At 68.6% G+C, this 24,293-nt stretch carries 19 protein-coding genes and 1 rRNA gene; 10 read left to right on the top strand and 10 right to left on the bottom strand.

The genetic code is table 11. The annotated features are described in order from the left end of the window. The 3 genes from rrf to VGU65_RS10575 all read left to right on the top strand — a co-directional run. Positions 1-93: ribosomal RNA gene (gene rrf / locus VGU65_RS10585) — 5S ribosomal RNA — on the top strand; the annotation flags it as partial. A gap of 357 nt (positions 94-450) precedes the next feature. After that, positions 451-1,134: a rhomboid family intramembrane serine protease gene (locus tag VGU65_RS10580; protein ID WP_327475484.1), complete on the top strand. Its 684-nt coding sequence runs from the start codon at positions 451-453 to the stop codon at positions 1,132-1,134. A gap of 10 nt (positions 1,135-1,144) precedes the next feature. Further along, positions 1,145-1,468 (top strand): DUF1820 family protein, encoded by a 324-nt coding sequence (locus VGU65_RS10575; protein ID WP_327475482.1) that lies wholly within the window; start codon positions 1,145-1,147, stop codon positions 1,466-1,468. A 22-nt stretch (positions 1,469-1,490) separates the two neighbouring features. On the opposite strand, the gene VGU65_RS10570 is transcribed toward VGU65_RS10575, so the two are convergent. Both VGU65_RS10570 and tfpB read right to left on the bottom strand, forming a co-directional pair. Further along, on the bottom strand, positions 1,491-2,210 hold the full coding sequence (locus VGU65_RS10570) for a glutamine amidotransferase (protein ID WP_327475480.1): 720 nt from the start codon (positions 2,208-2,210) through the stop codon (positions 1,491-1,493). 27 nt (positions 2,211-2,237) lie between these two features. Continuing rightward, entirely contained in the window at positions 2,238-4,055 is a 1,818-nt protein-coding gene (gene tfpB / locus VGU65_RS10565; RefSeq protein WP_327475479.1) for a type IV pilus assembly ATPase TfpB, read from the bottom strand. 97 nt (positions 4,056-4,152) lie between these two features. On the opposite strand from tfpB, the gene glyQ reads away from it, so the two are divergent. Beyond that, positions 4,153-5,064 (top strand): glycine--tRNA ligase subunit alpha, encoded by a 912-nt coding sequence (glyQ, locus tag VGU65_RS10560; RefSeq protein ID WP_327475478.1) that lies wholly within the window; start codon positions 4,153-4,155, stop codon positions 5,062-5,064. Continuing rightward, positions 5,061-7,205 (top strand): glycine--tRNA ligase subunit beta, encoded by a 2,145-nt coding sequence (gene glyS, locus VGU65_RS10555; RefSeq protein WP_327475476.1) that lies wholly within the window; start codon positions 5,061-5,063, stop codon positions 7,203-7,205. Before glyQ ends, glyS begins: the two co-directional genes overlap by 4 nt. A 1-nt stretch (position 7,206) precedes the next feature. On the opposite strand, the gene VGU65_RS10550 is transcribed toward glyS, so the two are convergent. Beyond that, positions 7,207-7,773 (bottom strand): helix-turn-helix domain-containing protein, encoded by a 567-nt coding sequence (locus tag VGU65_RS10550; protein WP_327475474.1) that lies wholly within the window; start codon positions 7,771-7,773, stop codon positions 7,207-7,209. 296 nt (positions 7,774-8,069) lie between these two features. On the opposite strand from VGU65_RS10550, the gene VGU65_RS10545 reads away from it, so the two are divergent. Then, complete coding sequence (locus tag VGU65_RS10545) at positions 8,070-8,921, top strand: DUF1481 domain-containing protein (protein WP_327475472.1); 852 nt, start codon at positions 8,070-8,072, stop codon at positions 8,919-8,921. A gap of 95 nt (positions 8,922-9,016) precedes the next feature. On the opposite strand, the gene VGU65_RS10540 is transcribed toward VGU65_RS10545, so the two are convergent. From VGU65_RS10540 to mnmG, 4 genes are all read right to left on the bottom strand, one after another. After that, positions 9,017-10,852 carry an autotransporter domain-containing protein gene (locus tag VGU65_RS10540; RefSeq protein ID WP_327475470.1) on the bottom strand — a complete coding sequence of 612 codons (1,836 nt, stop codon included), beginning with the start codon at positions 10,850-10,852 and terminating at the stop codon, positions 9,017-9,019. 103 nt (positions 10,853-10,955) lie between these two features. Further along, the gene (locus tag VGU65_RS10535; protein WP_327475468.1) at positions 10,956-13,289 is read right to left on the bottom strand and encodes a Tex family protein; all 2,334 of its coding nucleotides are present in this window, start codon (positions 13,287-13,289) and stop codon (positions 10,956-10,958) included. Between the two features lie 133 nt (positions 13,290-13,422). Continuing rightward, positions 13,423-14,178 (bottom strand): RDD family protein, encoded by a 756-nt coding sequence (locus VGU65_RS10530; protein ID WP_327475466.1) that lies wholly within the window; start codon positions 14,176-14,178, stop codon positions 13,423-13,425. Positions 14,179-14,271: 93 nt separating this feature from the next. Continuing rightward, positions 14,272-16,146: a tRNA uridine-5-carboxymethylaminomethyl(34) synthesis enzyme MnmG gene (mnmG, locus tag VGU65_RS10525; RefSeq protein WP_327475464.1), complete on the bottom strand. Its 1,875-nt coding sequence runs from the start codon at positions 16,144-16,146 to the stop codon at positions 14,272-14,274. 568 nt (positions 16,147-16,714) lie between these two features. Here mnmG and VGU65_RS10520 point away from each other — a divergent pair. Next, positions 16,715-16,900 carry a hypothetical protein gene (locus VGU65_RS10520; RefSeq protein WP_291190104.1) on the top strand — a complete coding sequence of 62 codons (186 nt, stop codon included), beginning with the start codon at positions 16,715-16,717 and terminating at the stop codon, positions 16,898-16,900. A gap of 13 nt (positions 16,901-16,913) precedes the next feature. On the opposite strand, the gene pepN is transcribed toward VGU65_RS10520, so the two are convergent. Next, entirely contained in the window at positions 16,914-19,544 is a 2,631-nt protein-coding gene (gene pepN / locus VGU65_RS10515; protein ID WP_327475458.1) for an aminopeptidase N, read from the bottom strand. Between the two features lie 63 nt (positions 19,545-19,607). On the opposite strand from pepN, the gene VGU65_RS10510 reads away from it, so the two are divergent. Together VGU65_RS10510 and VGU65_RS10505 are read left to right on the top strand one after the other, a co-directional pair. After that, positions 19,608-20,603: an aldose 1-epimerase gene (locus VGU65_RS10510; RefSeq protein ID WP_327475456.1), complete on the top strand. Its 996-nt coding sequence runs from the start codon at positions 19,608-19,610 to the stop codon at positions 20,601-20,603. After that, positions 20,600-21,553 (top strand): pyridoxal-phosphate dependent enzyme, encoded by a 954-nt coding sequence (locus VGU65_RS10505; RefSeq protein WP_327475454.1) that lies wholly within the window; start codon positions 20,600-20,602, stop codon positions 21,551-21,553. Before VGU65_RS10510 ends, VGU65_RS10505 begins: the two co-directional genes overlap by 4 nt. 4 nt (positions 21,554-21,557) lie before the next feature. Here VGU65_RS10505 and VGU65_RS10500 read toward each other — a convergent pair whose 3' ends face one another. Continuing rightward, the gene (locus VGU65_RS10500; protein ID WP_327475452.1) at positions 21,558-22,619 is read right to left on the bottom strand and encodes a sterol desaturase family protein; all 1,062 of its coding nucleotides are present in this window, start codon (positions 22,617-22,619) and stop codon (positions 21,558-21,560) included. Between the two features lie 30 nt (positions 22,620-22,649). Further along, positions 22,650-23,549 carry a DMT family transporter gene (locus tag VGU65_RS10495; RefSeq protein WP_327475450.1) on the bottom strand — a complete coding sequence of 300 codons (900 nt, stop codon included), beginning with the start codon at positions 23,547-23,549 and terminating at the stop codon, positions 22,650-22,652. A 78-nt stretch (positions 23,550-23,627) separates the two neighbouring features. Between VGU65_RS10495 and VGU65_RS10490 the strand changes: the two genes are divergently transcribed. Further along, positions 23,628-24,197, top strand: coding sequence for a DNA-3-methyladenine glycosylase I (locus tag VGU65_RS10490; protein ID WP_327475448.1), 570 nt, complete (start codon positions 23,628-23,630; stop codon positions 24,195-24,197). Positions 24,198-24,293: the final 96 nt, after the last annotated feature.

The raw sequence follows: 24,293 nt of genomic DNA, 5'->3' as shown, positions 1-24,293 counted from the left end.
GTCCCACCCGATCCCATCCCGAACTCGGAAGTGAAACGCAGCTGCGCCGATGGTAGTGTGGCTTGTCCATGCAAGAGTAGGTCACCGCCAGGGGCTTTATCCTGAAAACCCTCACCGTAACCGGTGGGGGTTTTTTCTTGTTTTGCGTTTGGCTGGCCGGCCATCGGCAATGGGTCGCGCGGGCAAAGGGCCCGGCGTTCGTGCATGCGGGACTCGCCTCCCCGCCATGAGGCAGCATTACCTGCGGTTCCGTGCCGCGCGTCTCCTCAAGCTTTTCTCGCAAGCTTTTCTCGGGACAAGGCATCGGACACGACGCCCAAGCCGGGTGGGCGGCGGCCTTTTCCGTTGCCGCCATCAGCGGTGCCAATCATTCCATTTCGATCGACGCGTGGCCCAACTCGGGGCACACCCCCTATGATGCGTGGACGCAGGCAGCGCATGGGGAGTGCCTTGTTCGTTCACGTGGAAACCCGCCGGCGCTCGACCGCGCAATGGGCGACATTGCTGTTGGTGCTGGTCTGTGTGGCCAGCTTTGTGGCGTTGGCACTCATGCCCTCGCGGCAGCGGATTTCGTTCCTGCTCGAATGGGGCACCATCCCAGCGGACATCTTCGATATCCATGACGCGTTCTGGCGGCAGTTGGCCGACCCCGCGCTGCTGCGCCTGTTCACGGCCTTATTCATCCATGTGGCCTGGATACACCTGCTCAGCAATCTGCTGTTCCTGGTGATCTTCGGCCTGCCTGCGGAGCGTACGCTTGGATCGGCACGATTCCTTTCGCTGTTCGTGGTGGGCGGTATCGTGTCCAATCTGGTCGGCGCACTTACCCTGGCCGGCGTGCGCCTGCCGATCATCGGCTGCAGTGGTGCGGTATCGGCCGTGCTGGGCGCCTACGTGGCCTTGTTTCCCCGGGCACGGCTGGGACTGGTGCTTCCGTTGGGCCTGTTCCTGGAATTCGTGCGCGTGCCGGCCTTCCTGCTGATCGGCATCTGGGTATTGCTGCAATTGCTCTTCAGCTACGCCGGTCCAAGCTATGGCGCGGTGGTCTGGTGGACGCACATCGCCGGGTTTCTGTTCGGGGTCCTGTTTGCGCTGTTTTCGCGTGAGGCCATCGCCAGGCGCCTGCGCGGATAAACTGCACATCATGCGTACCCGGAAACTCTACAAAGTGACGTTCCTGCACCTTGGCAAGTGCTACGAGCTGTACGCTCGGCACGTGGCCTCGAGTGCCTTGTGGGGCTTCACGGAGATCGGCGAGCTGGAGTTCGAGCCCGTCGGCTCGGGCCTGCTGGTCGACCCCAGCGAAGAGCGTCTGCGCGAGGAGTTCGCCGACACTCGTGTGCTGCACCTGCCGATGCAGGCCGTGGTGCGCATCGAAGAGGTCGAGCGCAAGGGCGCATTGGCTATCCGCGACGCCGCCGACGGGCAGAAGATCGCCCCTTTCCCAATGCCGTCCAGACCGCGCTGAGCGCCCGCCCAACTGCTTCCACTCAGGCGCTCAGGCCGTGCCGCAGGCCGAAGTCGCGCATGATCCCACGTGCGATGGGAGTGGCCGCGACCTGGCGATACACCCGTTGCGGATCGCTACCCTCGCGACGCATCGCATCGCGCTTGCGGTGGATGTAGGCGCGCATGACATCCGCGTTGAACTCCGGATGGAACTGCACGCTGGCGGCGTGCGGCCCGTAGCGCAGCAGGTGATGCGGATCGCGTTCGGACCGGGCGAGCACCGTCGCACTAGACGGCGGTTCGAGCACGCTCTGCTCGTGCGTGGTGTGCGCGCGGAAGCTCGCGGGCAACCGGGCGGTAAGCGGGTCATGGGCCGCTGCGGATGTCAGCTCGATCGGCTGGGTGCCGATCTCGCGCCCGCCCGGCAGGTAATCGACCCGGCCGCCCAGTGCGTGCGCCATCAGCTGGTGGCCGTAGCACACGCCGAACAGCGGCAGCTGCGCGTCCATCGCATCACGGATCCACCCGGCGGTCCGCTCGCTCCAGGCCGCGCGCTCGGTGACCATGGCGGCCGAGCCGGTGATCAGCGCGCCGGCCATCTCCCGAGGCGAAGGCAGGATCTCGCCTGCGGCGACGTCGACGATCCTCAAGCGCATCGGCGAAAGCGCCGCACACAGGCGAAACCAGTGCGGGAAATCGCCGTGGCGCGCACGGATGGCATCCGGCGCGCGGCCGGTGCGGATGATCAGGATGGGCTTCATGCGGGAACGGTGTCGTTGGCTGCCGGACTAGGACAGGCTTTCGTGTTCGATCGGCGGCAATACGGTGAGCACTTCCTGCACCGTGGTCAAGCCTTTGGCCACCTGCGCCGCGGCCGAGATGCGCAACGGCTGCATGCCTTCGGCAAGCGCGCCGCCACCGAAGCGGTCCAGGTCCAGTTGCGCGGAGATCAGGCCGCGCAGCCGTGGGCTGAGCTTGAACATCTCGTAGACACCCGTGCGGCCCATGAAGCCGGTGTTGCGGCATTCCAGGCAGCCGACCGGCTCGAACACTCGCTCGGGCACCTCGAGCGACCAACCATGGGTCAACGCGGTCCAGGTGTGCGGATCCTGCGGCGCTTCGCGCTTGCAGTGCGGGCACAGCGTGCGCACCAGGCGTTGCGCGACGACACCGGTCAGCGTCGATTGGATCAGGTAATGCGGGACGCCCAGGTCGAGCAGACGGGTTACGGCGCTGGGTGCGTCGTTGGTGTGCAGGGTGGATAGCACCAGGTGACCGGTGAGCGAGGCCTGCACCGCCATCTGCGCGGTTTCCAGGTCGCGGATCTCGCCGACCATGATGATGTCCGGGTCCTGGCGCAACAGCGTGCGGACGCCGGCGGCGAAGTCCAGGTCGATCGAGGGTTGCACCTGCATCTGGTTGAGCTCGGCACTCACCATCTCGATCGGGTCTTCCACCGTGCAGACGTTGAGCTCGGGCCGGGCCAGGTGCTTGAGCGTGGAATACAGCGTGGTGGTCTTGCCCGAACCGGTCGGCCCGGTGACCAGCACGATGCCGTGCGGACGCTCGACCATCGAACGCCAGATCGCGCCTTCCTCGGGCGAGAAGCCGAGCTGGCCGAAGTCCTTGGCGACGATGTCCGGATCGAAGATGCGCATGACCACCTTTTCGCCGAAGGCGGTGGGCATGGTCGAGATGCGCAGCTCGACTTCGCGTCCGGCGGAGGAGCGCGTCTTGATGCGGCCATCCTGCGGGCGGCGCTTCTCGGCCACGTCCATGCGCGAGAGGATCTTGATGCGCGCGGTCACCGCGCTCATCACCGGCGGCGGCAATTCGAACACCTTGTGCATCACGCCGTCGATGCGAAAACGCATCTGCCCGGCCTCGCGTCGGGGCTCCAGGTGGATGTCCGAGGCGCGCTGCTCGAAGGCGTACTGCAGCAGCCAGTCGACAATGTGCACGACGTGGCGGTCGTCCGCGCCGACCTCGCCGGTCTTGCCCAGCTCGACCAGTTGCTCGAAATTGAGGATCGCCGCGGAGGTGTCGTAGCCGGCCGCCTTGGCATCCTGCGCCAGCTGGATGGAGCGCTGCACGCCGTAGAACTCGGCCAGGTAGCGGTTTATGTCCAGCGGGCTGGCCACCACCCGCCGCACGTCACGGCGCAGCATGTGCGAGAGGTCGGTGGCCCAGGCCGCGTCGAACGGCTCGCTGGTGGCGAAGGTCACCTCCGAGGGCGTGGCCGCCACCGGCAGGATGCGATGCCGCGTGGCGTAGGCATGGCTGACCACCTGGGTGACCGCCGCCACGTTGATCTTCATCGGGTCGATCTTCAGGTAGGGCAGCGCCGCCTGGCCGGCCAGCCATTCGGTCAGGCCCTCCAGGCGCAGCGGGCGCCCGGGTTCGCGCAGGTTGGGCAGCTTGGCGTTGGCGATCAGCACCAGCGGATGCAGCTCCACCGTGCTGCGACCGGCGCGCGAGCCCATGCGCACGTTCTTGGCGTCCTCGGCGGAAAGGTAGCCGTCGACCACCAGTGCAGCCAGCACGTCGTCCAGCCCGAGCTTGCCGCGGCGGCCGAGCAACGATGCTATTTGCGGTGATGCGGCCATCCGGACGGCCTCCCGTGAATGCGTTCGATCCGGCACCGGGCCGGTGCGGGCGCGGGCTTGGCTATACTAACGCGCTTTGTTGCAAGGCCTATCGCCCATGCCAGCGCGCACCTTCCAGGACGTGATCCAGACCCTCAACCGCTACTGGGGCGCGCAGGGCTGCGTGCTGCTGCAGCCGCTGGATACCGAGGTCGGCGCGGGTACCTTCCACCCGGCCACCTTCCTGCGCGCGCTGGGTCCGGAGCCCTGGGCCGCCGCCTACGTGCAGCCCTCGCGCCGCCCCACCGACGGCCGCTACGGCGAGAACCCCAACCGCCTGCAGCACTACTACCAGTACCAGGTGGTGATGAAGCCCAACCCGGAGAACATCCTGGAGCTGTACATCGGCTCGCTGAAGGAGCTGGGGCTGGACCCGCTGGTGCACGACCTGCGCTTCGTCGAGGACAACTGGGAGTCGCCCACGCTGGGTGCCTGGGGCCTGGGCTGGGAGGTGTGGCTCAACGGCATGGAGGTCACCCAGTTCACCTACTTCCAGCAGGCAGGCGGCCTGGAGTGTCGCCCGGTAACCGGCGAGATCACCTACGGCCTCGAGCGCCTGGCGATGTACCTGCAAAATGTAGATAACGTTTATGACTTGATCTGGACTGACGGGCCGCGAGGGGCCGTCACCTACGGCGACGTGTTCCACCAGAACGAGGTCGAGCAGAGTACCTATAACTTCCGGCACGCCAACGTGCCGGAGCTGTTGCGCTGGTTCGACGTCTGCGAGGCCACCGCCAACCAGCTGATCGCCGCCGGCCTGCCGCTGCCGGCGTACGAGCAGGTGATGAAGGCCAGCCACACCTTCAACCTGCTCGATGCGCGCCGCGCGATCAGCGTCACCGAACGCCAGCGCTACATCCTGCGCGTGCGCACGCTCTCCCGCGCCGTCGCGGAGGCGTACGTGGCGCAGCGCGAGAAGCTCGGTTTTCCCGGCCTGAAGGACGTTTCCAAGGAGCAGGCCGCATGAGCGCCGCCAAATCGCTGCTGATCGAACTGGGCACCGAAGAGCTGCCGCCCAAGGCGCTGGACGAACTCTCGCAGGCCTTCCTGGACGGGATCGTGCAAGGTCTGGGCAAGCGCGGTATCGAGGCCGCGCTCGACCAGGCCCGCGCGTACTGCACGCCGCGCCGGCTGGCCGTGCTGGTGCCGGCGGTGGTGGCCACGCAGCCCGACCAGCAGGTCGAGCGCCGGGGTCCGGCGGTGGGCGCTGCGCTGGATGCGCAGGGGCAGCCGTCCAAGGCGCTGCTGGGTTTCGCGCAGTCCTGCGGGGTGGAGGTCGCGCAGCTGGAGAAGCAGGAAACCGACAAGGGCGCCTGGTTCGTCTTCCGCGCGGTCAAGCCCGGCCAGAGCTTGGCTGCGCTGCTGCCGGAGATCGTCGAGGAGGCGCTCAAGGGCCTGCCGGTCCCGCGCCCGATGCGCTGGGCCGATCACGACTATGCCTTCGTGCGCCCTGTGCACTGGCTGGTGATGCTGCATGGCGCGGACATCATCGACGGCGAGGTGCTGGGCCTGAAGAGCGGCCGCAAGTCGCGCGGCCATCGCTTCATGCACCCAAACCCGGTGCACGTGACCGACGCCGACGGCTGGCTCGATGCGCTGCGCGCGGCCAAGGTGCTGGTCGATCCGCTCGAGCGGCGCGAGCGCATTCGCGCCGAGGTGGCGCGCGTGGCGACGCAGACCGGCGGCGTGCCAAGGCTGGACGGCGCGCTGCTAGACGAGATCGCCAACCTCACCGAATGGCCGACGGCGATCGCCTGCGCGTTCGAGCGGGAGTTCCTCGCGGTGCCGCCCGAGGCGCTGGTCACCACCATGGAGACCAACCAGAAATTCGTGCCCGTGTTCGATGCGGCGGGCCGGCTCACCGAACACTTCGTCGGTATCGCCAATATCGAGTCCAAGGATCCGGTGGAGATCCGCAAGGGCTATGAGCGGGTCATCCGTCCCCGCTTTGCCGACGCCAAGTTCTTCTGGGACGAGGACCTGAAGACGCCGCTGGCCAGCTACCAGGAGCCGCTGAACAACGTGACCTACCAGCAGGCGCTGGGCAGCCTGTGGGACAAGAGCGTGCGCGTGGCGGAACTGGCCCGCGTGATCGCCGCCCGCGTCGGCGTCGACGCCGGCGCGGCCACGCGCGCGGCCTCCCTGAGCAAATGCGACTTGTTGACCCGCATGGTGGGCGAGTTCCCTGAACTGCAGGGCGTGATGGGCCGCCACTACGCGCAGCGTCAGGGCGAAGGCGAGGCGGTAGCGACCGCGCTGGACAGCTATTACCAGCCGCGCTTCGCTGGCGACGCCATTGCCGGCGATGCGGTCGGCCAAGTGCTTGCCGTGGCCGAGCGGTTCGACACGCTGGCGGGCATCTTCGCCGTGGGACTCAAGCCCAGCGGCACCAAGGATCCGTTTGCGCTGCGTCGTGCCGCGCTGGGCCTGGCCCGCACGCTGGTCGAGGGGGGCCTGGAACTCGACCTGCGCGCCAGCTTTGCCGAGGCGCTGGAGCTGCTGCCCGAGGCCGCGCTCGTCGCGGGCCTGAAGCCGGGCAAGGATGGCAAGCCGCCGGCGCTGAACGCCGGTGCGCGGCGCGCGGCGCTGGTGGCCGAACTTACCGATTTCGTGTTCGACCGCCTGCGCGGCTACTACGCCGAAATGGGCTTCACCAGCGAGCAGTTCGAGGCGGTATTGGCCACCGGCCCCGCCACGCTGCCCGACTTCGACCGCCGCTTGCGCGCGGTGATGGAGTTTGGCCGCCGGCCGGAGGCGATGAGCCTGGCGGCTGCCAACAAGCGGGTGGCCAACATCCTGCGCAAGGCCCAGGAAGAAACGGGCGAGATCCCGGGCGGCGAAGTCGATCCGGCGTGCTTCGAGCTGCCGGCCGAGCATGACCTGGCCGCTGCGCTGGACGCCGCCGTGGCCGACACCGCCGCGTCGCGCGCCAACGGCGACTACACCGCCGTGCTGGCCCGCCTGGCGCGGCTGCAGGCGCCCGTGGACGCGTTCTTCGACAAGGTGCTGGTCAACGCCGAGGATCCGCGTGTGCGCGCCAACCGGCTGGCCCTGCTCGCCCGCCTGCAGGCGCAGTTCAGCGCGGTGGCCGATATCGCGCGGCTGTAGCTCAGGCGCTGACCCTGGCGCGGTGGATGCGTTCGGCCAGTTTCCGGTTGAACACCAGCATCGCGTCGGTGTCCACGCGCGTGCCGCCGGGGCCCAACGCCTCGTAGAGACTGGCCAGCAGGTCGGTGTTCTCGGCCAGTGTGAACGGGTTGCCGGCCAGGTCCAGCTCTGACTGCAGGATGCGCATCGCCGCATGCAGTCGCTGCGTGTCCATGCCGTTGTTGTTGCTGTCGAACACTTCGGCCGATCCATGGGGGCGCAACCGCAATCGGTGCACGGTTTCTGTGGAGTACTGCTCCTCGCCGGCGGGCTGGTCCACGTCCGCGGCGATCGCGCCTTCGCCGGCCACCAGCCACACCAGCGAAATGCCCAGGGTGCGCGCCAGCGTCACGCAGCGGGCACGCGAAGGGTCGGTATTGCCATCGCGCCAGCTGCGTACGACACCCTCGGAGAAGCCGCACATTCTTGCGATCTCCGTGGCGCTGCCCACGCGCTGGATCAGAAACCTGATGCGATCGGCAAAGGAGCTACCGGTTTCCGGGACGGGAGAGAGGGGTGCGAGGTTCATAGTCTTGGTCCAGACAGCAGAAACAACGCCAATCGCCGCGGAAATGCGGCTCGCTGGCCAATCCTAGCGCGCCGTGCTTACCGCAGGCTTTCGATGGCGTGCGGAAAGCGTGGCGACTGCCGGTGTTTACCCGGTGTGAACGAGAGTGGCACGGTTGCGTTGGCCGCCTTGGGTCTGGCTTGACTTTTGCCCGTGAGCGAAATTTTCCGCTATGCTTGGAACTTCCCCCGCGGAAAACAGGGCGCCAGGCGTCGGTTTCCGTGCATTCCCCGAGCATTTCAATAGAGGTTTTCCCGATGCGCAGGATGGTCTGGTCGCTGATGTCGGTAGCTGCGCTGGCCCTGGCTGGCTGCAACGGTTCCAACGCGCCCGGGCAGGGTGCCCCGAACGCGACCGCGGCAACCAAGGCCAACACGGTGACCGGCACCATCAATGTGCGCGGTGACAACACGCTGTCGCCCGAGGCGAAGCTGGTGGTCAATCTGGTCGACGTGTCCTCCACCGGCCAGGCCGGCGCCGCGCCGCTGGCCAGCAAGACCATTGCGCCGGTGCAGCTTCCGGCGTCCTTCGAGCTCAACTTCAATCCGGCGGACGTGAACCCGGCCGACCTGTACGTGATCCAGGCACAACTTACCGACGGTGAGCGCAACTACAAGATGGCGCTGCAGGCGCCGGTGCTGACCAAGGGCGCACCCACCCAGGTGTCGATCGAACTGGTGCCGGAACAGACCGCGGCCGAGAAGGAGATGGCCGAATTCCAGGCCGTGCAGAAGCAGATCGGCGGCATGAAGATCAGCAACGGCACCAAGCTGGAGAAGGATGTCTCGCGCGCCTGGCAGGTGTTCCGTGCCAACGGCGCGGTGCAATTCATCCGGGCCCGTGCCGACTACGGCGACAAGGGCTTCACCAGCACCGATTTTGCCTACAAGGACGGCCAGCCGTGGGTGGTCGTGCAGCAGAAGAAGGCCAGCCAGGATGCCAAGCCCACTTCGACCGAGCGTGCCGGCTGGGACAAGGACGGCAACCTCGTGCTCAAGCAGGTCGTCGCCGACGGCAAGACCAGCGCGCTGGCCGACGACGAGGCGGCGAGCCTGAAGAAGCAGGCCGAGGACATCCTCTCCATGGCGACGGGCGGCAAGGGCAAGTAAGCTCGCCGCTCACGGGGCGCCCGGTCACCGGATACCCGCCGCAACGAAAAAAAAGCCGCCCGAAGGCGGCTTTTTTTGCGGTCGCGCGACCGGTTTCAGAAGTCGATCTTCACGCCCAGGTTGATGCTGTTGTCCCTCTGCGTACGGTCGCTGAAACGGCCGTGGTAGCCGAACCAGCCGGTCACGTTGGAGCCGAACTGGGCGGACAGACCCAGGTCCGTGCTGGTCCAGGTCTTGTCCGGCACGTAGCCGGACAGCGAGAAGCTGCCGGGCATGCCCACCAAGCCAGCCTGGACTTCGCGCGGGTCGGCCTTGTCGTCGTGGTTCCACGCCACTTCCGCGTAGGGCATCAGCATCGTGCCGCCGACCTGCCAATGGCCTTGCAGGCGCCAGCCCAGCGAACCGATCAGTGCGTCGCGCTGCTGCCGGCCGAACCACATCGCCGTGCTGCTGCTGCCGGATTCGGCGTGGCCGTTCACCTTCACCGTCTGCCACTCCAGGTGAGCGAACGGACCGGTCTGCAGTCCGCCGGCCTGGAACCACCAGCCGCCCTCGAGGCCGCCTCCCAAGTGCGTGCCGTCGGCCTTGCCGCCTTCGCTGCGCAAGGCGCCGCCCAGCCTGATGCGCCGGTCGACGTCGGTGAAATTGGACTGTCCAAAGCCCGCGTAGCCGCCGAGGTAGCCGCCGCCGTTGTGGTACAGCGCGTAACCGAGACCGGAAATGTCGTGCATCTTGTAACCGCCCGCGCCGCCGGCAAAGTCGGCATTGCTCTGGCCCAGGCTCAGCGCCACGCCCGCGGAGACGTACTCGCCGGCGCGCACGTCGGCACCGAGGGTGAGGTTTACGTTGTTGCTGTTGGTCTTGGGCGAGGCGTCGGTGGCGTCGAAGCGCTGCCGGCCGTAGTCGGCACTGGCGAAGAAGCGCGTGTCGCTGCCCTGGCCGTCGGCCAGCATCTCGTTGCGGATCGAGCGGTACTGCGCGGCGGTGGCCGCCAGCGGCGCTTCGGCCAGCAGCGACATCTGGCCCGGCGCGGCCAGTTCGGCGAGCACATACTGGGCCAGCATCGCGTGGGCGGCGGTGGTCGGATGCACGTCGTCGGCGAACAGGTAGGTCTGGTCGGTCCCCGCGGCGTACGAGAAAGGCAGGCCTGAGCCTGCCGGCCCGCACTGCACCGAGCTGCCGTTGCAGGCCGGCGTGGTGACGTTCGTGAAGCCGTAGGCGGACGGATTGGCGATGATCTCGTTGATCAGCCTGAAGGTATCCACCGGGATCACGTTGAGCCCGTTGGCGCTCAGCTGCGAGATGCCGGTGCTGAGAATGCCGTTGTAGACCAGCGCAAGCTGGGTGCCGCCGGCCTGGGCCGCGGGGCCACCGGCCGCGCTGGCCGGTGTCTTGCCGATGTCCGGCAGGTTGTAGACCACCACGTAGCGCGCGCCGGCGGCCTGCAACTGGCCAAGCATGCCCACTTCGGTCTGCGCCGCGGTGGCGGTGCCGGCGGCCAGCACGTTCGCATCGGTGCTGGTGCCGGTCAGGTAGAAGATGTCGTTGGCGCCGCCCCAGACCTGATACAGCGCGTTGGCGTCGGCCTTGCCGCCGTTGGCGCCCAGGTACATCGCCATCTGTTGTGGCAGCGTCGGCACCGGCGCCACGCCCTGCACCACGCCGGCGCCGCCGAAGGCGAAGTCAGTGCCGCCGGTCACCGACGGCGCCAGCGTGAAGCCCAGCCCCGCAGCCACGTTCTGGGCCGTGGTGGTGCCCGGGTTGGTGGTGAAGCGCAGGGGGATCGGCGAGCCTTGCGAAAGCGACAGGTTGCCGGCATCGCTCAGGCTATCGCCGAACACCACGACCTTGCTGAAGTCGGTGGCGGCGGCTGCCGAGCTGAACAGCAAGCCAGCCAGGATGGCGCCGGCAAGAGGACGAGTACGGGGCATGGTTGACGCTCCTGTGGCCGGGATTGGCCTCGTTATTTGCGCGTTACGTTAATGCACTCCATACGGAAGCGCATGCTGCGACGCATCGCGCGGGCCGATGTCGTCAGCGCTGCTTGGCGCGCAGCAGGGCGTCGGCCAGCGCACTGTTGGTCGGCGAGGGAGCGGGCTTGGCCGGGTTGCCCTGGCGCGGTGGGCGGGCGTCGCGGTTGCCCGGGCGCGCATCGTTGCCGGCCGGCCTCGTTGCGCGGGCCGGGCCGGGCTCGTCGTCCAGTCGCATCGACAGGCCGATGCGCTGGCGCGGGATGTCAACCTCCATCACCTTGACCTTGACGATGTCGCCGGCCTTGACCGCGTCGCGCGGGTCCTTGACGAAGCCGTGCGACAGCGCCGAGACGTGCACCAGGCCGTCCTGGTGCACGCCGATGTCGACGAAGGCGCCGAACGCGGCGACGTTGGTGACGCGGCCTTCCAGAATCATGCCGGGCCTGAGGTCCTTCAGGTCTTCCACGCCCTCGGCGAAGCTCGGCGCGACGAACTCCGGGCGCGGATCGCGGCCGGGCTTTTCCAGTTCCTTGAGGATGTCGCGCACGGTCGGCACACCGAACTTCCCGTCGGTGTACTGCTCGGGTTTGAGGGCACGCAGGAAGCCGGTATCGCCGATGATGTTGCGCACCTCGCGGCCGCACTGGGCGATGATCCGCTCGACCACCGGATAGGCCTCCGGATGCACCGCGCTGGCGTCCAGCGGGTTGTCGCCGTTGGGCACGCGCAGGAAGCCGGCGCACTGCTCGAACGCCTTGTCGCCCAGGCGCGATACCTTGAGGAGGGCCTTGCGGTTGGCGAACGGGCCGTTGGCGTCACGGTGCTTGACCACGTTCTCGGCCACGCTGGGGGAAAGGCCCGCCACGCGCGAGAGCAGGGCGGCCGATGCGGTATTGACATCCACGCCTACGGCGTTGACGCAGTCCTCGACCCTGGCGTCCAGCGCGCGCGCCAGCTTCACCTGGTTGACGTCGTGCTGGTACTGGCCCACGCCGATCGCCTTGGGGTCGATCTTCACCAGTTCGGCGAGCGGGTCCTGCAGGCGGCGGGCGATGGAGACGGCGCCGCGCAGGCTCACGTCCAGCTCCGGAAACTCCTTCGCGGCGGTTTCCGAAGCGGAATAGACCGATGCGCCGGCCTCGCTCACCACGACCTTCGACAGCTTGTGCTCGGGGTGGGTCTTGGCCAGGCCTTTGACCAGTTCGCCGGCTAGCTTGTCGGTCTCGCGCGAAGCGGTGCCGTTGCCGATGGCGATGAGGTCCACGCGGTGTTTCTGGCACAGCCGCGCCAGCGCGGCCAGCGACTCGTTCCACTGGCGCCTGGGTTCGTGGGGGTAGATCGTGTCGGTAGCCAGCAGCTTGCCGGTGGCATCGACCACCGCGACCTTGACGCCGGTGCGGATGCCCGGGTCCAGGCCCATCACGGTCTTGGCGCCCGCCGGTGCGGCTAGCATCAGGTCCTTGAGGTTGTCGCCGAACACTCGGATCGCCTCGTCCTCGGCGCCCTCGCGCACGCGGCCGAACAAGTCCAGCGTCAGGTGCAGATGCAGCTTCACGCGCCAGGTCAGGCGCACCGTCTCGCGCAGCCAGGCGTCGGCGGCGCGGCCGCGCTCGTGAATGCCGGCATGCGCGGCCACGCGGCCCTCGCCTTCCAGGTGGCCCTGCTCGGCGTCAAGCGCCGGCTGCAGCTCCAGTTCGATCACGCCCTCGTTGCGTGCGCGCATCAGCGCCAGCAGGCGGTGCGAGGGAATCTTGCCGATCGGCTCGACGTGGTCGAAGTAGTCGCGGAACTTCGCGCCCTCGTTCTCCTTGCCTTCGACCACCCTGGCGCGAATCTGCCCCTTCTCCCACAGCCAGTCCCGCAGCTCGCCGACCAGGTGGGCGTCCTCGGCGATCGATTCCATCAGGATCGCGCGCGCGCCGTCGAGCGCGGCGCGCGCGTCGGCAACGCCCTTGTCGGCGTCGACGAACCGCTCGGCGAAGGTTTCGGGCACCAGCGTCGGGTCCTCGCGCAGGCCGCTGGCGAGCGGCTCCAGCCCGGCCTCGCGCGCGATCTGCGCCTTGGTGCGGCGCTTGGGCTTGTATGGCAAGTAAAGGTCTTCCAGCCGCGCCTTGGTGTCGGCGGCAAGGATCTCGTTCTGCAGTGCATCGGTGAGCTTGCCCTGTTCCTCGATGCTGGCGAGCACCGCACCGCGGCGCTCCTCCAGCTCGCGCAGATAGCGCAGGCGCTCCTCCAGCAGGCGCAGCTGAGTGTCGTCCAAGCCGCCGGTGACTTCCTTGCGGTAGCGGGCGATGAACGGCACGGTGGCGCCTTCGTCGAGCAGAGCCACCGCCGCGCGCACCTGTGCGGGCTGGGCGGCGATGTCCTGGGCAATGCGGTGTTCGATGCTGAGCATGTGATCGTGCTTCGGTGATGCAGGAAGCCGCCGATCATAGCAACCGCGCCGGCATTCGTCGGATGACTGCCGACCCGATTCCACGTCGCCGCGGAGGGGCATGCTTCATCCTGCGCTGCGGCTCAGCAGCAGCTCAGGCGTGGAAGGACCGGTCGTCCTGGCGGCGTGCCTCGCGAAAGGCGCCGGCGCGGCCGTTGAGCACCAGCGTGTTGGCGAGCATGTCGTGCAGACCCTGCTTGCGGCGCGTCCAGGCGACCATCAGGAAGCCGATCAGCAGGATCATGGCGCTGAGGATCTTGGCCGCATAGCGCCCCAGCGCGCGCGGAAAGCTGATGCGCCGGCCTTCCAGGTCGGTCACGCGGATGCCCATCGCCAGCTTGCCGACGGTCCCCTGCCAGGCCGAGCTTTCGCAGATCGCGAAATAGAGCCAGGCGAGCAGCCAGGTGAGCAGGTAGGCGGTCTGCATGGTTTCGTAGTAGTGGCCGTACGCGGCCATCGCCCGCTCGATGTCCTGGCCGGCGGAGAGCACGGTCTGCTGCAGGTGTTCCTGCGCGGCGGCATCGCCGAAGACTTTCATGATGATCGTGTTGGGGATGAACAACACGATCGCGTCGATGATGTAGGCGATGAGCCGCTTCCAGAAGCCGGCATAGTCCTCCAGCGCGGCCGTGGTGGTCGGCGGCGGCACCGCAGCGGCGGCCGAAGTGAACGGCGGCGGCGTGGCCGCCAGCGCATCGGGGAACAGCACCGAGAGCGGCTGCCAGTCGGCCAGGCCCTCGTACCAGCCCAGGTCCGCACCGGCGAGCTTGCCTTCGCGCAGCCAGGCGCGTACGTCGTCCTCCTTGTAGGGACCATGGCGCTGGCCGTCGCGGCCGATCCAGACTTCCATCCGCAAAACTCCGAAGACCTCAATGCAAGCGATGATGCCACGGGCCACCGCGCACCGCTCCCTCTCCCCTCCGGGGAGAGGAAGACGGGCGCCTCAGGCGCTGCGGCGCTTGAGGTGCACCAGCAGCAGCGAAATCGCCGCGGGCGTGACGCCGCTGATGCGCGCGGCCTGGCCGAGCGTCGCCGGCTGCGTGCGCTTGAGCTTGAGCAGCACTTCGGCGGACAGGCCGTGCACCTTGTCGTAGTCGAAGCCGGCGGGGATATCCGTGTGCTCGTGGCGGCGCTGGCGCTCGATCTCCTCACGCTGGCGCTCCAGGTAGCCGGCGTACTTGGCCTGCACCTCGACCTGCGCGGCGACGTCCTCGCGCTCGACGGCGGGGCCGAGTTCGGCCACGGCGGTGAGCTTGGCGTAGTCGAGCTCGGGCCGGCGCAAGAGGTCCAATGCGCTCGTTTCGCGACTGACGGCAATGCCGAGCCGGCGCTCGATCGCCGCGCCCAGTGCGTTGTTCGGCGCGGCCCACAGCGAAGCCAGCCGCTGTGTCTCGCGTTCGACAGCCTCGCGCTTGGCGCGCAGCGCATCGAAGCGCGCCTGCGGCACCACGCCCAGCGCGAAGCCCTGCTCGGTCAGGCGCAGGTCGGCGTTGTCCTCGCGCAGATGCAACCGGTATTCGGCCCGCGAGGTGAACATGCGGTAGGGCTCGAGCGTGCCGTTGCTGGTCAGGTCGTCGATCAGCACGCCGATATAGGCCTCGTCGCGGCGCGGGAACCAGGGCGCCTCGCCGCGCGCCATGCGCGCCGCGTTGAGGCCGGCGACCAGGCCCTGCGCGGCCGCCTCCTCGTAGCCGGTAGTGCCGTTGATCTGGCCGGCGAAGTACAGGCCGCCGATCGCCTTGGTCTCCAGCCACGGGTTGAGCCCGCGCGGGTCGAAATAGTCGTACTCGATGGCGTAGCCGGGGCGCGTGATGTGTGCGTGCTCGAAGCCCCGGATCGAGTGCACCAGCGCCAGCTGCACGTCGAACGGCAGCGAGGTGGAAATGCCGTTGGGGTAGATCTCGACGTTGTCCAACCCTTCGGGTTCGATGAAGATCTGGTGCGAGGCCTTGTCGGCGAAGCGCACCACCTTGTCCTCGATCGAGGGGCAGTAGCGCGGGCCGGTGCCTTCGATCTGGCCGCTGTAGAGCGGCGAGCGATCCAGCGCGCCGCGGATGATCGCGTGCGTGCGCTCGGAGGTATGGGAGATCCAGCAGCTGACCTGGCGCGGATGCTCCTGGCGCGTTCCGAGGTAGGAGAACACCGGCGCCGGATCGTCGCCCGCTTGTTCTTCCAGCCCGTTGAAGTCGATGCTGCGCGCGTCGATGCGTGGCGGCGTGCCGGTCTTGAGCCGGTCGGCGGCGACCGGCAGCTCGCGCAGGCGTTGCGCCAGCGTGCTCGCCGGCGGATCGCCGGCCCGCCCGCCTGCGTACTGCGCCGGGCCGATGTGGATCTTGCCGGCGAGGAAGGTGCCGGCGGTGAGCACCACCGCCCCGGCACGGAAGCTCACGCCCATCTGCGTGACCACGCCGGCGACGCGGCCGCCTTCGATGATCAGGTCATCGACGGCTTGCTGGAACAGCTCCAGGTTCGGCTGCGATTCGACCATGTGTCGGATGGCGGCACGGTAGAGCGCGCGGTCGGCCTGGCAGCGCGTGGCGCGCACGGCCGGGCCCTTGGAGGCGTTGAGCGTGCGCCACTGGATGCCGGCGCGGTCGGCCGCGTGCGCCATGGCGCCGCCCAGCGCATCGATCTCCTTCACCAGATGGCCCTTGCCGATGCCGCCGATGGCCGGGTTGCAGCTCATCGCGCCGACGGTTTCCAGGTTGTGGGTCAGGAGCAGCGTGCGCGCGCCGCAGCGGGCCGCGGCCAGCGCCGCCTCGGTGCCGGCATGGCCGCCGCCGACCACGATCACGTCGTAACGGGTGGGATGGATCATCGGAAAGACGCGTGGCAGGGCAGGGACGAAACCTGCGTATGGTAGCGCTTTGGTGCCCGCGCCTGCGCAGAATCAAGAACTTGGCACGATTGCTGCTTCACTTTCCGTGCACTTTCCATGGGCAGACGCTGCGCGACGCGCGCCGAGGCTGGGCAGACAGGGGCCCGACCGCGTACCAGGAGAGGAAGCATGACGGCGCCGCTGGGGCATCCCACGGCGCCGTCGCCTTTTGTGGCCCGAAAAAACCAAACCCCGCCGTGGGGCGGGGTTTGGCCTTGCTTAGATCTGGCGCCCGGCGGTCTCAGGAACAGGGGGAATCCAGGATGACCGTGTTGCCGGGCGCCAGAAACCGGAAAGTTGCGGGCGCCTCCGCGTTCCGTCGCGGCTGCGGGACAGATATTCCCAGTGCCGCCGTGAATAAGAAGTGACTAATTCAGGCTTTTTTTGTAAGCCATCTGACGCTGAGCGTCAGCCTTGGAGCGGCGCCAAAACCCGAATGTGACGAGGATCACGCTCTGGCACGGCGGTTGCAGAGCCCGCTTCGTCCAACCACCCATTCCCATCCGCCATGAACAACATCTTCGACTTCCAGCCGGTCTATCCCCGCCATGACCTGATGATCGAAATCGGCAAGGTGCAGATGGCGATCGAACACCTGGCCGCGCGCACCGAGCAGGAGCGCCAGCAGCTGCGTCCGCGGCTGGAGTCGCACATGGTCCGCCTGCGCAGCGCGCTGAACCAGCTGGCGGCCTGATCGGCGGTGGTGCTCACCCCTTGAGCATGTTGCCGACGATCTCGGCAAGATTGCGCGACAGTCCCTTTTCCGCCAGCCCCGCCACGGCCGCGCGCGCCAGTTCACGGCGCACCGGCTCGAGTCGCTGCCAGCCGTTGAAGGCGGTGGCCAGCCGCGCCGCCACTTGCGGGTTGAGCGCATCCAGTTCGGCCAGGCGAGCGGCGAGCAGGCGATAGCCCTCACCATCGGCGCGGTGAAAGCCGCTGGGATTGCCGCGGGCGAAGGTGCCCAGCAGCGCCTGCACTCGGTTGGGATTTTTCAAGGTGAACTTGGAATCGGCTTCCAGCGCCTGCACGCGGGCCAGCGCCGGTTCGCCCGGCAACTGAGCCTGGACCGCGAACCACTTGTCCAGCGCCAGTGCGTTGCCCGCATGGCGCTCGCGGAAACGTGCCAGCGCACCTGCCGCCTGCGGCGCTTGGCTGCGTACCAGCACCGACAGCGCGGACAGGCGGTCGGTCATGGTCGCGGCTTGATCGAACTGCGTGGCGGCCAAGGCCTGGGCCGTCGGTGCGTCGAGCAGGGCAAGCAGCTCCAGCACGCGGCGCATGAGCCGCCGCCGTGCCTGGCTGCCCGCGTCGAGCGCATTGCTGGTCTGCGCGGCCAGTGCACGGTAGCGCTCGCCGAGCGCCGGCGCGCCAATGCGCGCGGCCAGCTCGCGCTGCAGCGTCTGCCTCAAGGCGTGGATGCGCGAGGGATCGACGTTGGTCTCGCGCTCGGCCAGTTCCACCTCGCCCGGCGGCGTCAGCAGGTCGGCGAGCAAGGCCGCATCCAGCGCCTCCTGGCCGAACAGCCCGGCGAGCGTGTCGCCCCAGACGGCCAGCGCCTCGCGGCCGTTGCCCTCGTGCAGCTCGGCATAGGCGCGCCAGGCCAGTTGCTGGGCCGCTTCCCAGCGGTTGAAGCCATCGGTGTCGTGGGTCAGCAGCAAGGCCAATGCGACCGGCGCGTAGTCGCACTCGAGAATCACCGGCGCGGAGAACCCGCGCAGCAGCGAGGGCACCGGTGCCTCGCCGATGCCGCCGAATACGAAAGTCTGCTCGGCCTCGTCGAGCACGACCACTTGTTCGGTGGCGCCTCCTTGCAGCGGCAGCATGCGGCCATCCGGCGCGAACAGCGCGAGCCTGACCGGGATCGGCAGAGGCCGCTTGTCCGGCTGGCCCGGCGAGGGCGGCGTGTGCTGGCGCAGGGTCAGCCTGTACTCGCGCTGGCCGGCGTCGTAGCGGCCCTCGGCGGACAGGCGTGGCGTGCCGGCCTGGCCATACCAGGCGAGGTAGGGCGAGAGGTCGATGTCATTGGCTTCGCCCAGTGCGGCGAGGAAATCCTCCAGCGTGGCGGCGCGGCCGTCGTTGCGAGCGAAATAAAGATCCATGCCGCGGCGGAAGCCGTCCTGCCCCAGCCGCCCGGCCAGCATGCGCACCAGCTCCGAACCTTTCTCGTAGACGGTGGCGGTGTAGAAGTTGTTGATCTCGCTGTACTGGGCCGGGCGTACCGGGTGGGCCAGCGGGCCGGCGTCTTCGGGGAATTGCGCGCGGCGCAGCAGCGCGACGTCGTCGATGCGCTTGAGCGCGGGCGAGTTCATGTCCGCCGAGAACTGCTGCTCGCGGAACACGGTGAGGCCTTCCTTGAGCGAGAGCTGGAACCAGTCGCGGCAGGTGACGCGGTTGCCGCTCCAGTTGTGGAAGTACTCGTGGCCGATCACCGCCTCCACCGCGCGGTATTCGTCGTCGGTGGTGGTATCGGGGTCGGCCAGAAGGTACTTGGCGTTGAAGATGTTGAGGCCCTTGTTCTCCATCGCGCCCATGTTGAAGTCGTGCGTGGCGACGACGTGGAACACGTCCAGGTCGAAGTTGCGCCCGTAGGCCTGCTCGTCCCAGCGCATGGCGCGCTCGAGCGCATCCATTGCATATTGGCAGCAGTCGATCACGTCGGCCTCGGCCCAGATCACCAGCTTCACCTGGCGGCCGTCGGCGGCGAGGTAGTCACGCTCGATCTTCGAAAGTCGGCCGGCGACGAGCGCGAACAGATAGCTGGGCTTGGGGTAGGGATCGACGAAGCGCGCCCAGTGGCGCCCGTCCGGCAACTCGCCCGCGCCATCGGGATTGCCGCCGGCGAGCAGCACCGGGAAGCGTTCGCGGTCGGCGCGCAAGGTGACGGTGTAGCGGGCCAGCACGTCCGGCCGGTCGGGGAAGAAGGTGATGTGGCGAAAACCCTCGGCCTCGCACTGGGTCAGCAGGAAACCGCGCTCGCGCGAGCCAGACAGATACAGGCCTTCGAGCGCCGTGTTCGCCGCCGGGTGCACCCGCACGTGCGTTTCCAGCACGCTGCCGTCGCGGGCGCCAGCCACCTCCAGCACGTTGTCGCGGTAACGGTAGTGGCTCTCCTGCAGCGGCCGGCCATCCAGCATGATGGCCAGCAACTCCAGGCCTTCGCCGTCCAGCCGCAGCGGTGCTTGCTGTTGCGGGTCGCGGGCGAGCTGCAGGCGCGAACGCACCTCGGTGCTGTCGATGCCGAGGTCGAATTCCAGCTCGATTCGCTCGACCCGCCAGGCGGGTGGGCGGTAGTCGGCCAGGCGGATGGGCGAGGGGGTGGTGTCGTCGCGCGCGATCATGTGGGAGGAGCCGCAGGGGGAAGGCTCAGGCTAACATGCGGCGTTTTCGCGACCGGATCGGCCATGGCTGCCTTCGACGTCGCCATCCAATGGCTGCAAGGGCAGCCGGTGGTGGTATTGAACGACATCGCGCGTGGTCGCCGCGTGCGCATCGCCCGGCATGGCGCCTGCGTGCTGGGCATCGAGGCGCTGGCAAGCAGGCGCCGCATCGAGCTGGCCGATGGCCACCGCGACCCGGCCGAGCTCCAGGCGCGCCCGGGCTCACGCTTCGCGCTGCTGGCGCCGTTCGCCAACCGCATTGCTGACGCGCGCTATCGCTTCGGCGGTGTCGATCATGACCTCGCGCCCGGCGTTGCCGGCGCGGCGCGGGCCACCCGCCACGGTTTCGTGCGGGATGCGACGTTCGCCATCGTCACCCTGGGCGCCAATGCGCAGCGCGCCAGCGTGCTACTGGCCACGAGCATCGCGCCGCAGCCGGGCTACCCGTTCACGCTGGACCTGGCCGTGCGCTACACGCTGGCGACCGACGGGCTGACGCTGGAGACCACGCTGCGCAACGTCGGCGCCGATGCCGCGCCGGCGTTCGTGGGCTGGCATCCGTACTTCCGCGTGGGCGAGACGCCACTCGCTTCCTGGGAGCTGACGATACCGGCCGAAACCGTGATCGACACCGATGCGGATTTCATTCCGCTGCCCGGCGGGGCTGCCTACCTGCCGCTGGCGCAGGCGCCGGAGCTGGATTTTCGCCGCCCCCGCCCGATCGGCGCATTGGCGCTCAACCACACCTATGCCGGCCTGCGGCCGGACGCCGATGGCCGCGTGCGCAGCCGCCTGCGCGATCCGGCCAGCGGGATCGGCATCGCCGTGTGGCAGGAGCGCGGCGTGCTGCTCGCCTATACCGGCGATACGCTGGAACGCGACGCACGGCGCTCGCTCGCGCTGGAACCGATGGAAAGCCTGCCCGACGCCTTCAACCGGCCCGACTGCGCCGACGCCATCGCCCTTGAACCCGGTGACGCACGCACGTTCCGTTGCGGCGTGGAGATCGATCTGCCATGACCAAGGTTGTCCTGCCCACCTTCGCCCAGATCCAGGACGCCGCCGCGCGCATCGCACCGCATGCGCAGGTGACGCCAGTGCTGCGCAGCGACGCACTCGACGCGCTGGCCGGCGCGCAGCTGTTCTTCAAGTGCGAGAACCTGCAGCGCGGCGGCGCCTTCAAGTTCCGCGGTGCCTGCAACGCGGTGTGGGCGCTGGACGAGGCGGCCGCCGCGCGCGGCGTGGCCACGCATTCCTCCGGCAACCACGGCAATGCGCTGGCGCTGGCGGCAGCCACCCGCGGCATCCGTGCGCACGTGGTCGTGCCCGAAGGCGCCGTGCGCGCGAAGCTGGAGGCGATCGAGCGTGCCGGCGCGGTGCTGCACCGCTGCGCGCCGACCCAGGCCGCGCGCGAGGCCGCCGTGGCGCGGCTGATCGAGGACACCGGCGCGGTGCTGGTGCATCCCTATGCCGACACGCAGGTGATGGCCGGCCAGGGCACGATCGCGCTGGAACTGCTGGCGCAGGTGTCCGCTCTCGATGCGGTGGTCACTCCGGTCGGTGGTGGCGGGCTGGCGTCCGGCGTGGCGATCGCCGCGCATGCGCAGCGCCCGGGACTGGCGCTGTTTGCAGCGGAGCCGGTGGGCGCCGACGATGCGGCCCGCTCGCTCGCCAGGGGCGAGCGGGTCACCGACGTGGTGCCCGATACCGTCTGCGACGGCCTGCGTGCGCTGGTCGGCGAGACCAACCTGGCGGCGCTGCGCGAGCATCGCGTGGCGATCGTCACGGTGAGCGACGAGGAGGCCATCGCGGCGATGCGCCTCCTATGGCAGGAACTCAAGCTGGTGGTGGAGGTGTCCAGCGCCACCGCGTTCGCGGCCATCCTCAAGGCGGGCGAGCGCTTCGCCCGCCGCCGCGTCGGCGTGGTGCTCACCGGCGGCAACGTCGACCTGGACGCGCTGCCCTGGTAAGCCGCTAGTCGGCGGCCGCGCCTTCCAATACCGGTGCCACCGTGGCGTGGGGCACCGGCGCCGCGTGCACCACCCGCACCGGCCTGCCGGCGGCATCGAACGACACTTCGCCCGGACGCCAGCCTTCCAGCGTGCGCACCGTGGCCCAGAAGCGCTTGAACGCGGCCCAGTGCAGACCGACCAGGCCGTGGCGGTTGTCCGCGTCGACCTGCGGGTCGCCCACGCCGGTCGGGCGCACCGGCTCACCGTACAGCGCGGTGCCGAACAGCACGTCCCACATCGAGAACACCTGTCCGAAGTTGCAGTTGTGCAGGCCCGGCCGCGCCTCGTCGACCACCATGTGGTGCAGGCGGTGGAACTTCGGGTCGACGAAGCACTTTTGCAGCACCGGGCCGAAGCCCAAACGCACGTTGGTGTGCGAGAAGTTCTGCACCAGCTCGCCCAGCAGCATCAGCCAGGCGAAGTCGGTCGGCGCCACGCCGATCAGCACGCCCACGCCGGCCAGCACCATCGACTGCAGGAAACCGTCCACCAGGCTGCCGCGGTCGTTCGTCCAGCAACTCATCTGGCGCTGGCTGTGGTGCATGCTGTGCAGTGCCCACCACCACGGGATCGCGTGCTGCACCCGGTGCATCAGGTAGTACACCAGGTCATAGATCACGTAGTAGACCAGGAACAGCGCCAGCGGGTGATGCTCCAGCCCGGGCCACCAGTGCGTGATGCCCAGCAGCGAGTCGCTGCTGCCGCCCTCGTCCGCGCCACCGAAATAGTTGCTGATCGGCGTCAGCACCAGGTAGGAGAACAGCGGGAAGATGCCCAGCAGCATCAGCAGCGTGTACTGGCGATCGACGCGCGTCAGCCTGCGGTCGGTCCAGCGCTCGGCCGGCGCCAGCGTCTCCAGCGGGCGGAACACGCAGCCGATGATCGCCACCTGCAGCAGCGCGATCAGCACCGCCTCGGCGATCTCGCGCGGGTCCCCGGCAAGCTTTTCGATATGCAGCCAGGCCAGCAGCGGCACCACCGCATGCTGACTGAACCAGGTGACGAGGTCGGACCACACGTGCATAGACGAAACCGCAATGGCGAAGGCGGCAGCCTAGCCTGCCCGGCGCACCTTTCCCGGCCGTTTCAGCGCGCCGGTCACCGCCGCCAGGCCCAGCAGCACCAGCACGATGCCGGCGCCGTCGGCCGCGCTCGGCTGCTCGCCCAGGATCAGCCACGCCAGCAGCACGCTGACCACCGGCACGCCCAGGCTGGACACGCTGGCGATGGTGGTGGGCAGCCGCTTGAGTACCACCAGCCACAGTCCCCAGGCTACGCTGGAGGCCATCACGGCGCTGTAGACCAGTACGCCGGCGAAGCGCCAGTTCCAGTCGACCGGGCGCTGCGGCACCAGCAGCGCGACCGCGCCCAGCGCCAGTGCGCCGATCAGCATCTGCCAGCTCGTCAGCGAGAGCGGCGACACCGCATGTCGCCGGAACAGTCGCTTGCTGAGCACGGTGCCGGCGGCCCAGCCCACGCCGCCGGCCAGCGCCAGCACCGTGCTGAGCGGGCTGCCCAGGCCCCGGCAAGGTTCGAGGATGCACACCAGTCCCGCTGCCGCCAGCGCCAGGCCCAGCCAGTGCCGTCCGGTCGGCCGTTCGGCCAGCAGCGGCCAGGCCAGCAGCACCGCCCAGAACGGCATGCTGTAGGCGAGCAAGGCCACATGCCCGGCACCGCCTCCGACCAGCGCCCACTGTTCCAGCCCCTGGAAGGCCGCGGTCTGGCACAGGCCGATCAGCGCCGTGGGCAGCAACGGCGGCGGCCTGAGCGACTGCCGGCCGAGCAGCAGCGCGCCGAACAGCACCACGGCGCCGAACAGGTAGCGCAGCGCCGCAAAGTCGAACGGCCCGGCCCAGGTCAGCGCCTGCTTCATCACCACCCAGCTGTAGGCCCAGATCAGGATCGTGGCGGAGAGGGCAGCCAGCGCGCCGCGCAGGGGTGAAGCGTTCGACATGGGCAGGGCACGGGAAAAGGAGCGAGTGTACGCCGCGCGCTGCGCTACAGTGGCCGCCGCTTCCGGCGAGGAACCTCCATGCAACGTTGCCCCTGGGCCACCGACGACCTGCTTGGCGCCTACCACGACACCGAATGGGGCGTGCCGCTGCACGAGGACCGCGCGCTGTTCGAGTTCCTCTGCCTGGAAGGCGCGCAGGCCGGCCTGTCCTGGCGCACGGTGCTGGCCAAGCGTGAGCGCTACCGCGAGCTGTTCCATGGCTTCGACATCGAACGCGTCGCGCGCATGGGCGAGCGCGAGCTGGGCAAAGTGCTGGCCGATCCCGGCATCATCCGCAACCGCCTGAAGGTGCGCGCGGCCCGCGACAACGCCCGCGCCGCGCTCGCGGTCATCGGTGCGCACGGCAGCCTGGATGACTATCTGTGGTCGTTCGTCGACGGCGAGCCGGTCCGCAACCGCTGGCGCGATCGCAGCGAGGTGCCGGCCACGACGCCGCTCTCCGATCGCATGAGCAAGGCGATGAAGAAGCGCGGCTTCCGCTTCGTCGGCAGCACCATCTGCTACGCCTTCATGCAGGCGACAGGGATGGTCGACGACCACCTCACCGGCTGTTTCCGCCACGGACAGCTCGGCACGGCATCGTCGTAGACGTCCGAGCCGTCGCGATAACTTTCGAATCAATCGAACGCACTCGCCATTCCTGTCGTGACGGCCGTCACATGCCGTGAGGATGCCGTTAAACGG

The organism is Frateuria sp. (assembly GCF_035943815.1).
Classification (GTDB): domain Bacteria; phylum Pseudomonadota; class Gammaproteobacteria; order Xanthomonadales; family Rhodanobacteraceae; genus Frateuria_A.
This window is presented reverse-complemented; position numbering and strand designations above follow the sequence as displayed.

Coding starts and splice junctions, on each gene's coding strand:
- VGU65_RS10575 (WP_327475482.1), top strand. CDS start 1,145: ATGCGTACCCGGAAACTCTACAAAGTGACGTTCCTGCACCTTGGCAAG.
- VGU65_RS10570 (WP_327475480.1), bottom strand. CDS start 2,210: ATGAAGCCCATCCTGATCATCCGCACCGGCCGCGCGCCGGATGCCATC.
- tfpB (WP_327475479.1), bottom strand. CDS start 4,055: ATGGCCGCATCACCGCAAATAGCATCGTTGCTCGGCCGCCGCGGCAAG.
- glyQ (WP_327475478.1), top strand. CDS start 4,153: ATGCCAGCGCGCACCTTCCAGGACGTGATCCAGACCCTCAACCGCTAC.
- glyS (WP_327475476.1), top strand. CDS start 5,061: ATGAGCGCCGCCAAATCGCTGCTGATCGAACTGGGCACCGAAGAGCTG.
- VGU65_RS10550 (WP_327475474.1), bottom strand. CDS start 7,773: ATGAACCTCGCACCCCTCTCTCCCGTCCCGGAAACCGGTAGCTCCTTT.
- VGU65_RS10545 (WP_327475472.1), top strand. CDS start 8,070: ATGCGCAGGATGGTCTGGTCGCTGATGTCGGTAGCTGCGCTGGCCCTG.
- VGU65_RS10540 (WP_327475470.1), bottom strand. CDS start 10,852: ATGCCCCGTACTCGTCCTCTTGCCGGCGCCATCCTGGCTGGCTTGCTG.
- VGU65_RS10535 (WP_327475468.1), bottom strand. CDS start 13,289: ATGCTCAGCATCGAACACCGCATTGCCCAGGACATCGCCGCCCAGCCC.
- VGU65_RS10530 (WP_327475466.1), bottom strand. CDS start 14,178: ATGGAAGTCTGGATCGGCCGCGACGGCCAGCGCCATGGTCCCTACAAG.
- mnmG (WP_327475464.1), bottom strand. CDS start 16,146: ATGATCCATCCCACCCGTTACGACGTGATCGTGGTCGGCGGCGGCCAT.
- VGU65_RS10520 (WP_291190104.1), top strand. CDS start 16,715: ATGAACAACATCTTCGACTTCCAGCCGGTCTATCCCCGCCATGACCTG.
- pepN (WP_327475458.1), bottom strand. CDS start 19,544: ATGATCGCGCGCGACGACACCACCCCCTCGCCCATCCGCCTGGCCGAC.
- VGU65_RS10510 (WP_327475456.1), top strand. CDS start 19,608: ATGGCTGCCTTCGACGTCGCCATCCAATGGCTGCAAGGGCAGCCGGTG.
- VGU65_RS10505 (WP_327475454.1), top strand. CDS start 20,600: ATGACCAAGGTTGTCCTGCCCACCTTCGCCCAGATCCAGGACGCCGCC.
- VGU65_RS10500 (WP_327475452.1), bottom strand. CDS start 22,619: ATGCACGTGTGGTCCGACCTCGTCACCTGGTTCAGTCAGCATGCGGTG.
- VGU65_RS10495 (WP_327475450.1), bottom strand. CDS start 23,549: ATGTCGAACGCTTCACCCCTGCGCGGCGCGCTGGCTGCCCTCTCCGCC.
- VGU65_RS10490 (WP_327475448.1), top strand. CDS start 23,628: ATGCAACGTTGCCCCTGGGCCACCGACGACCTGCTTGGCGCCTACCAC.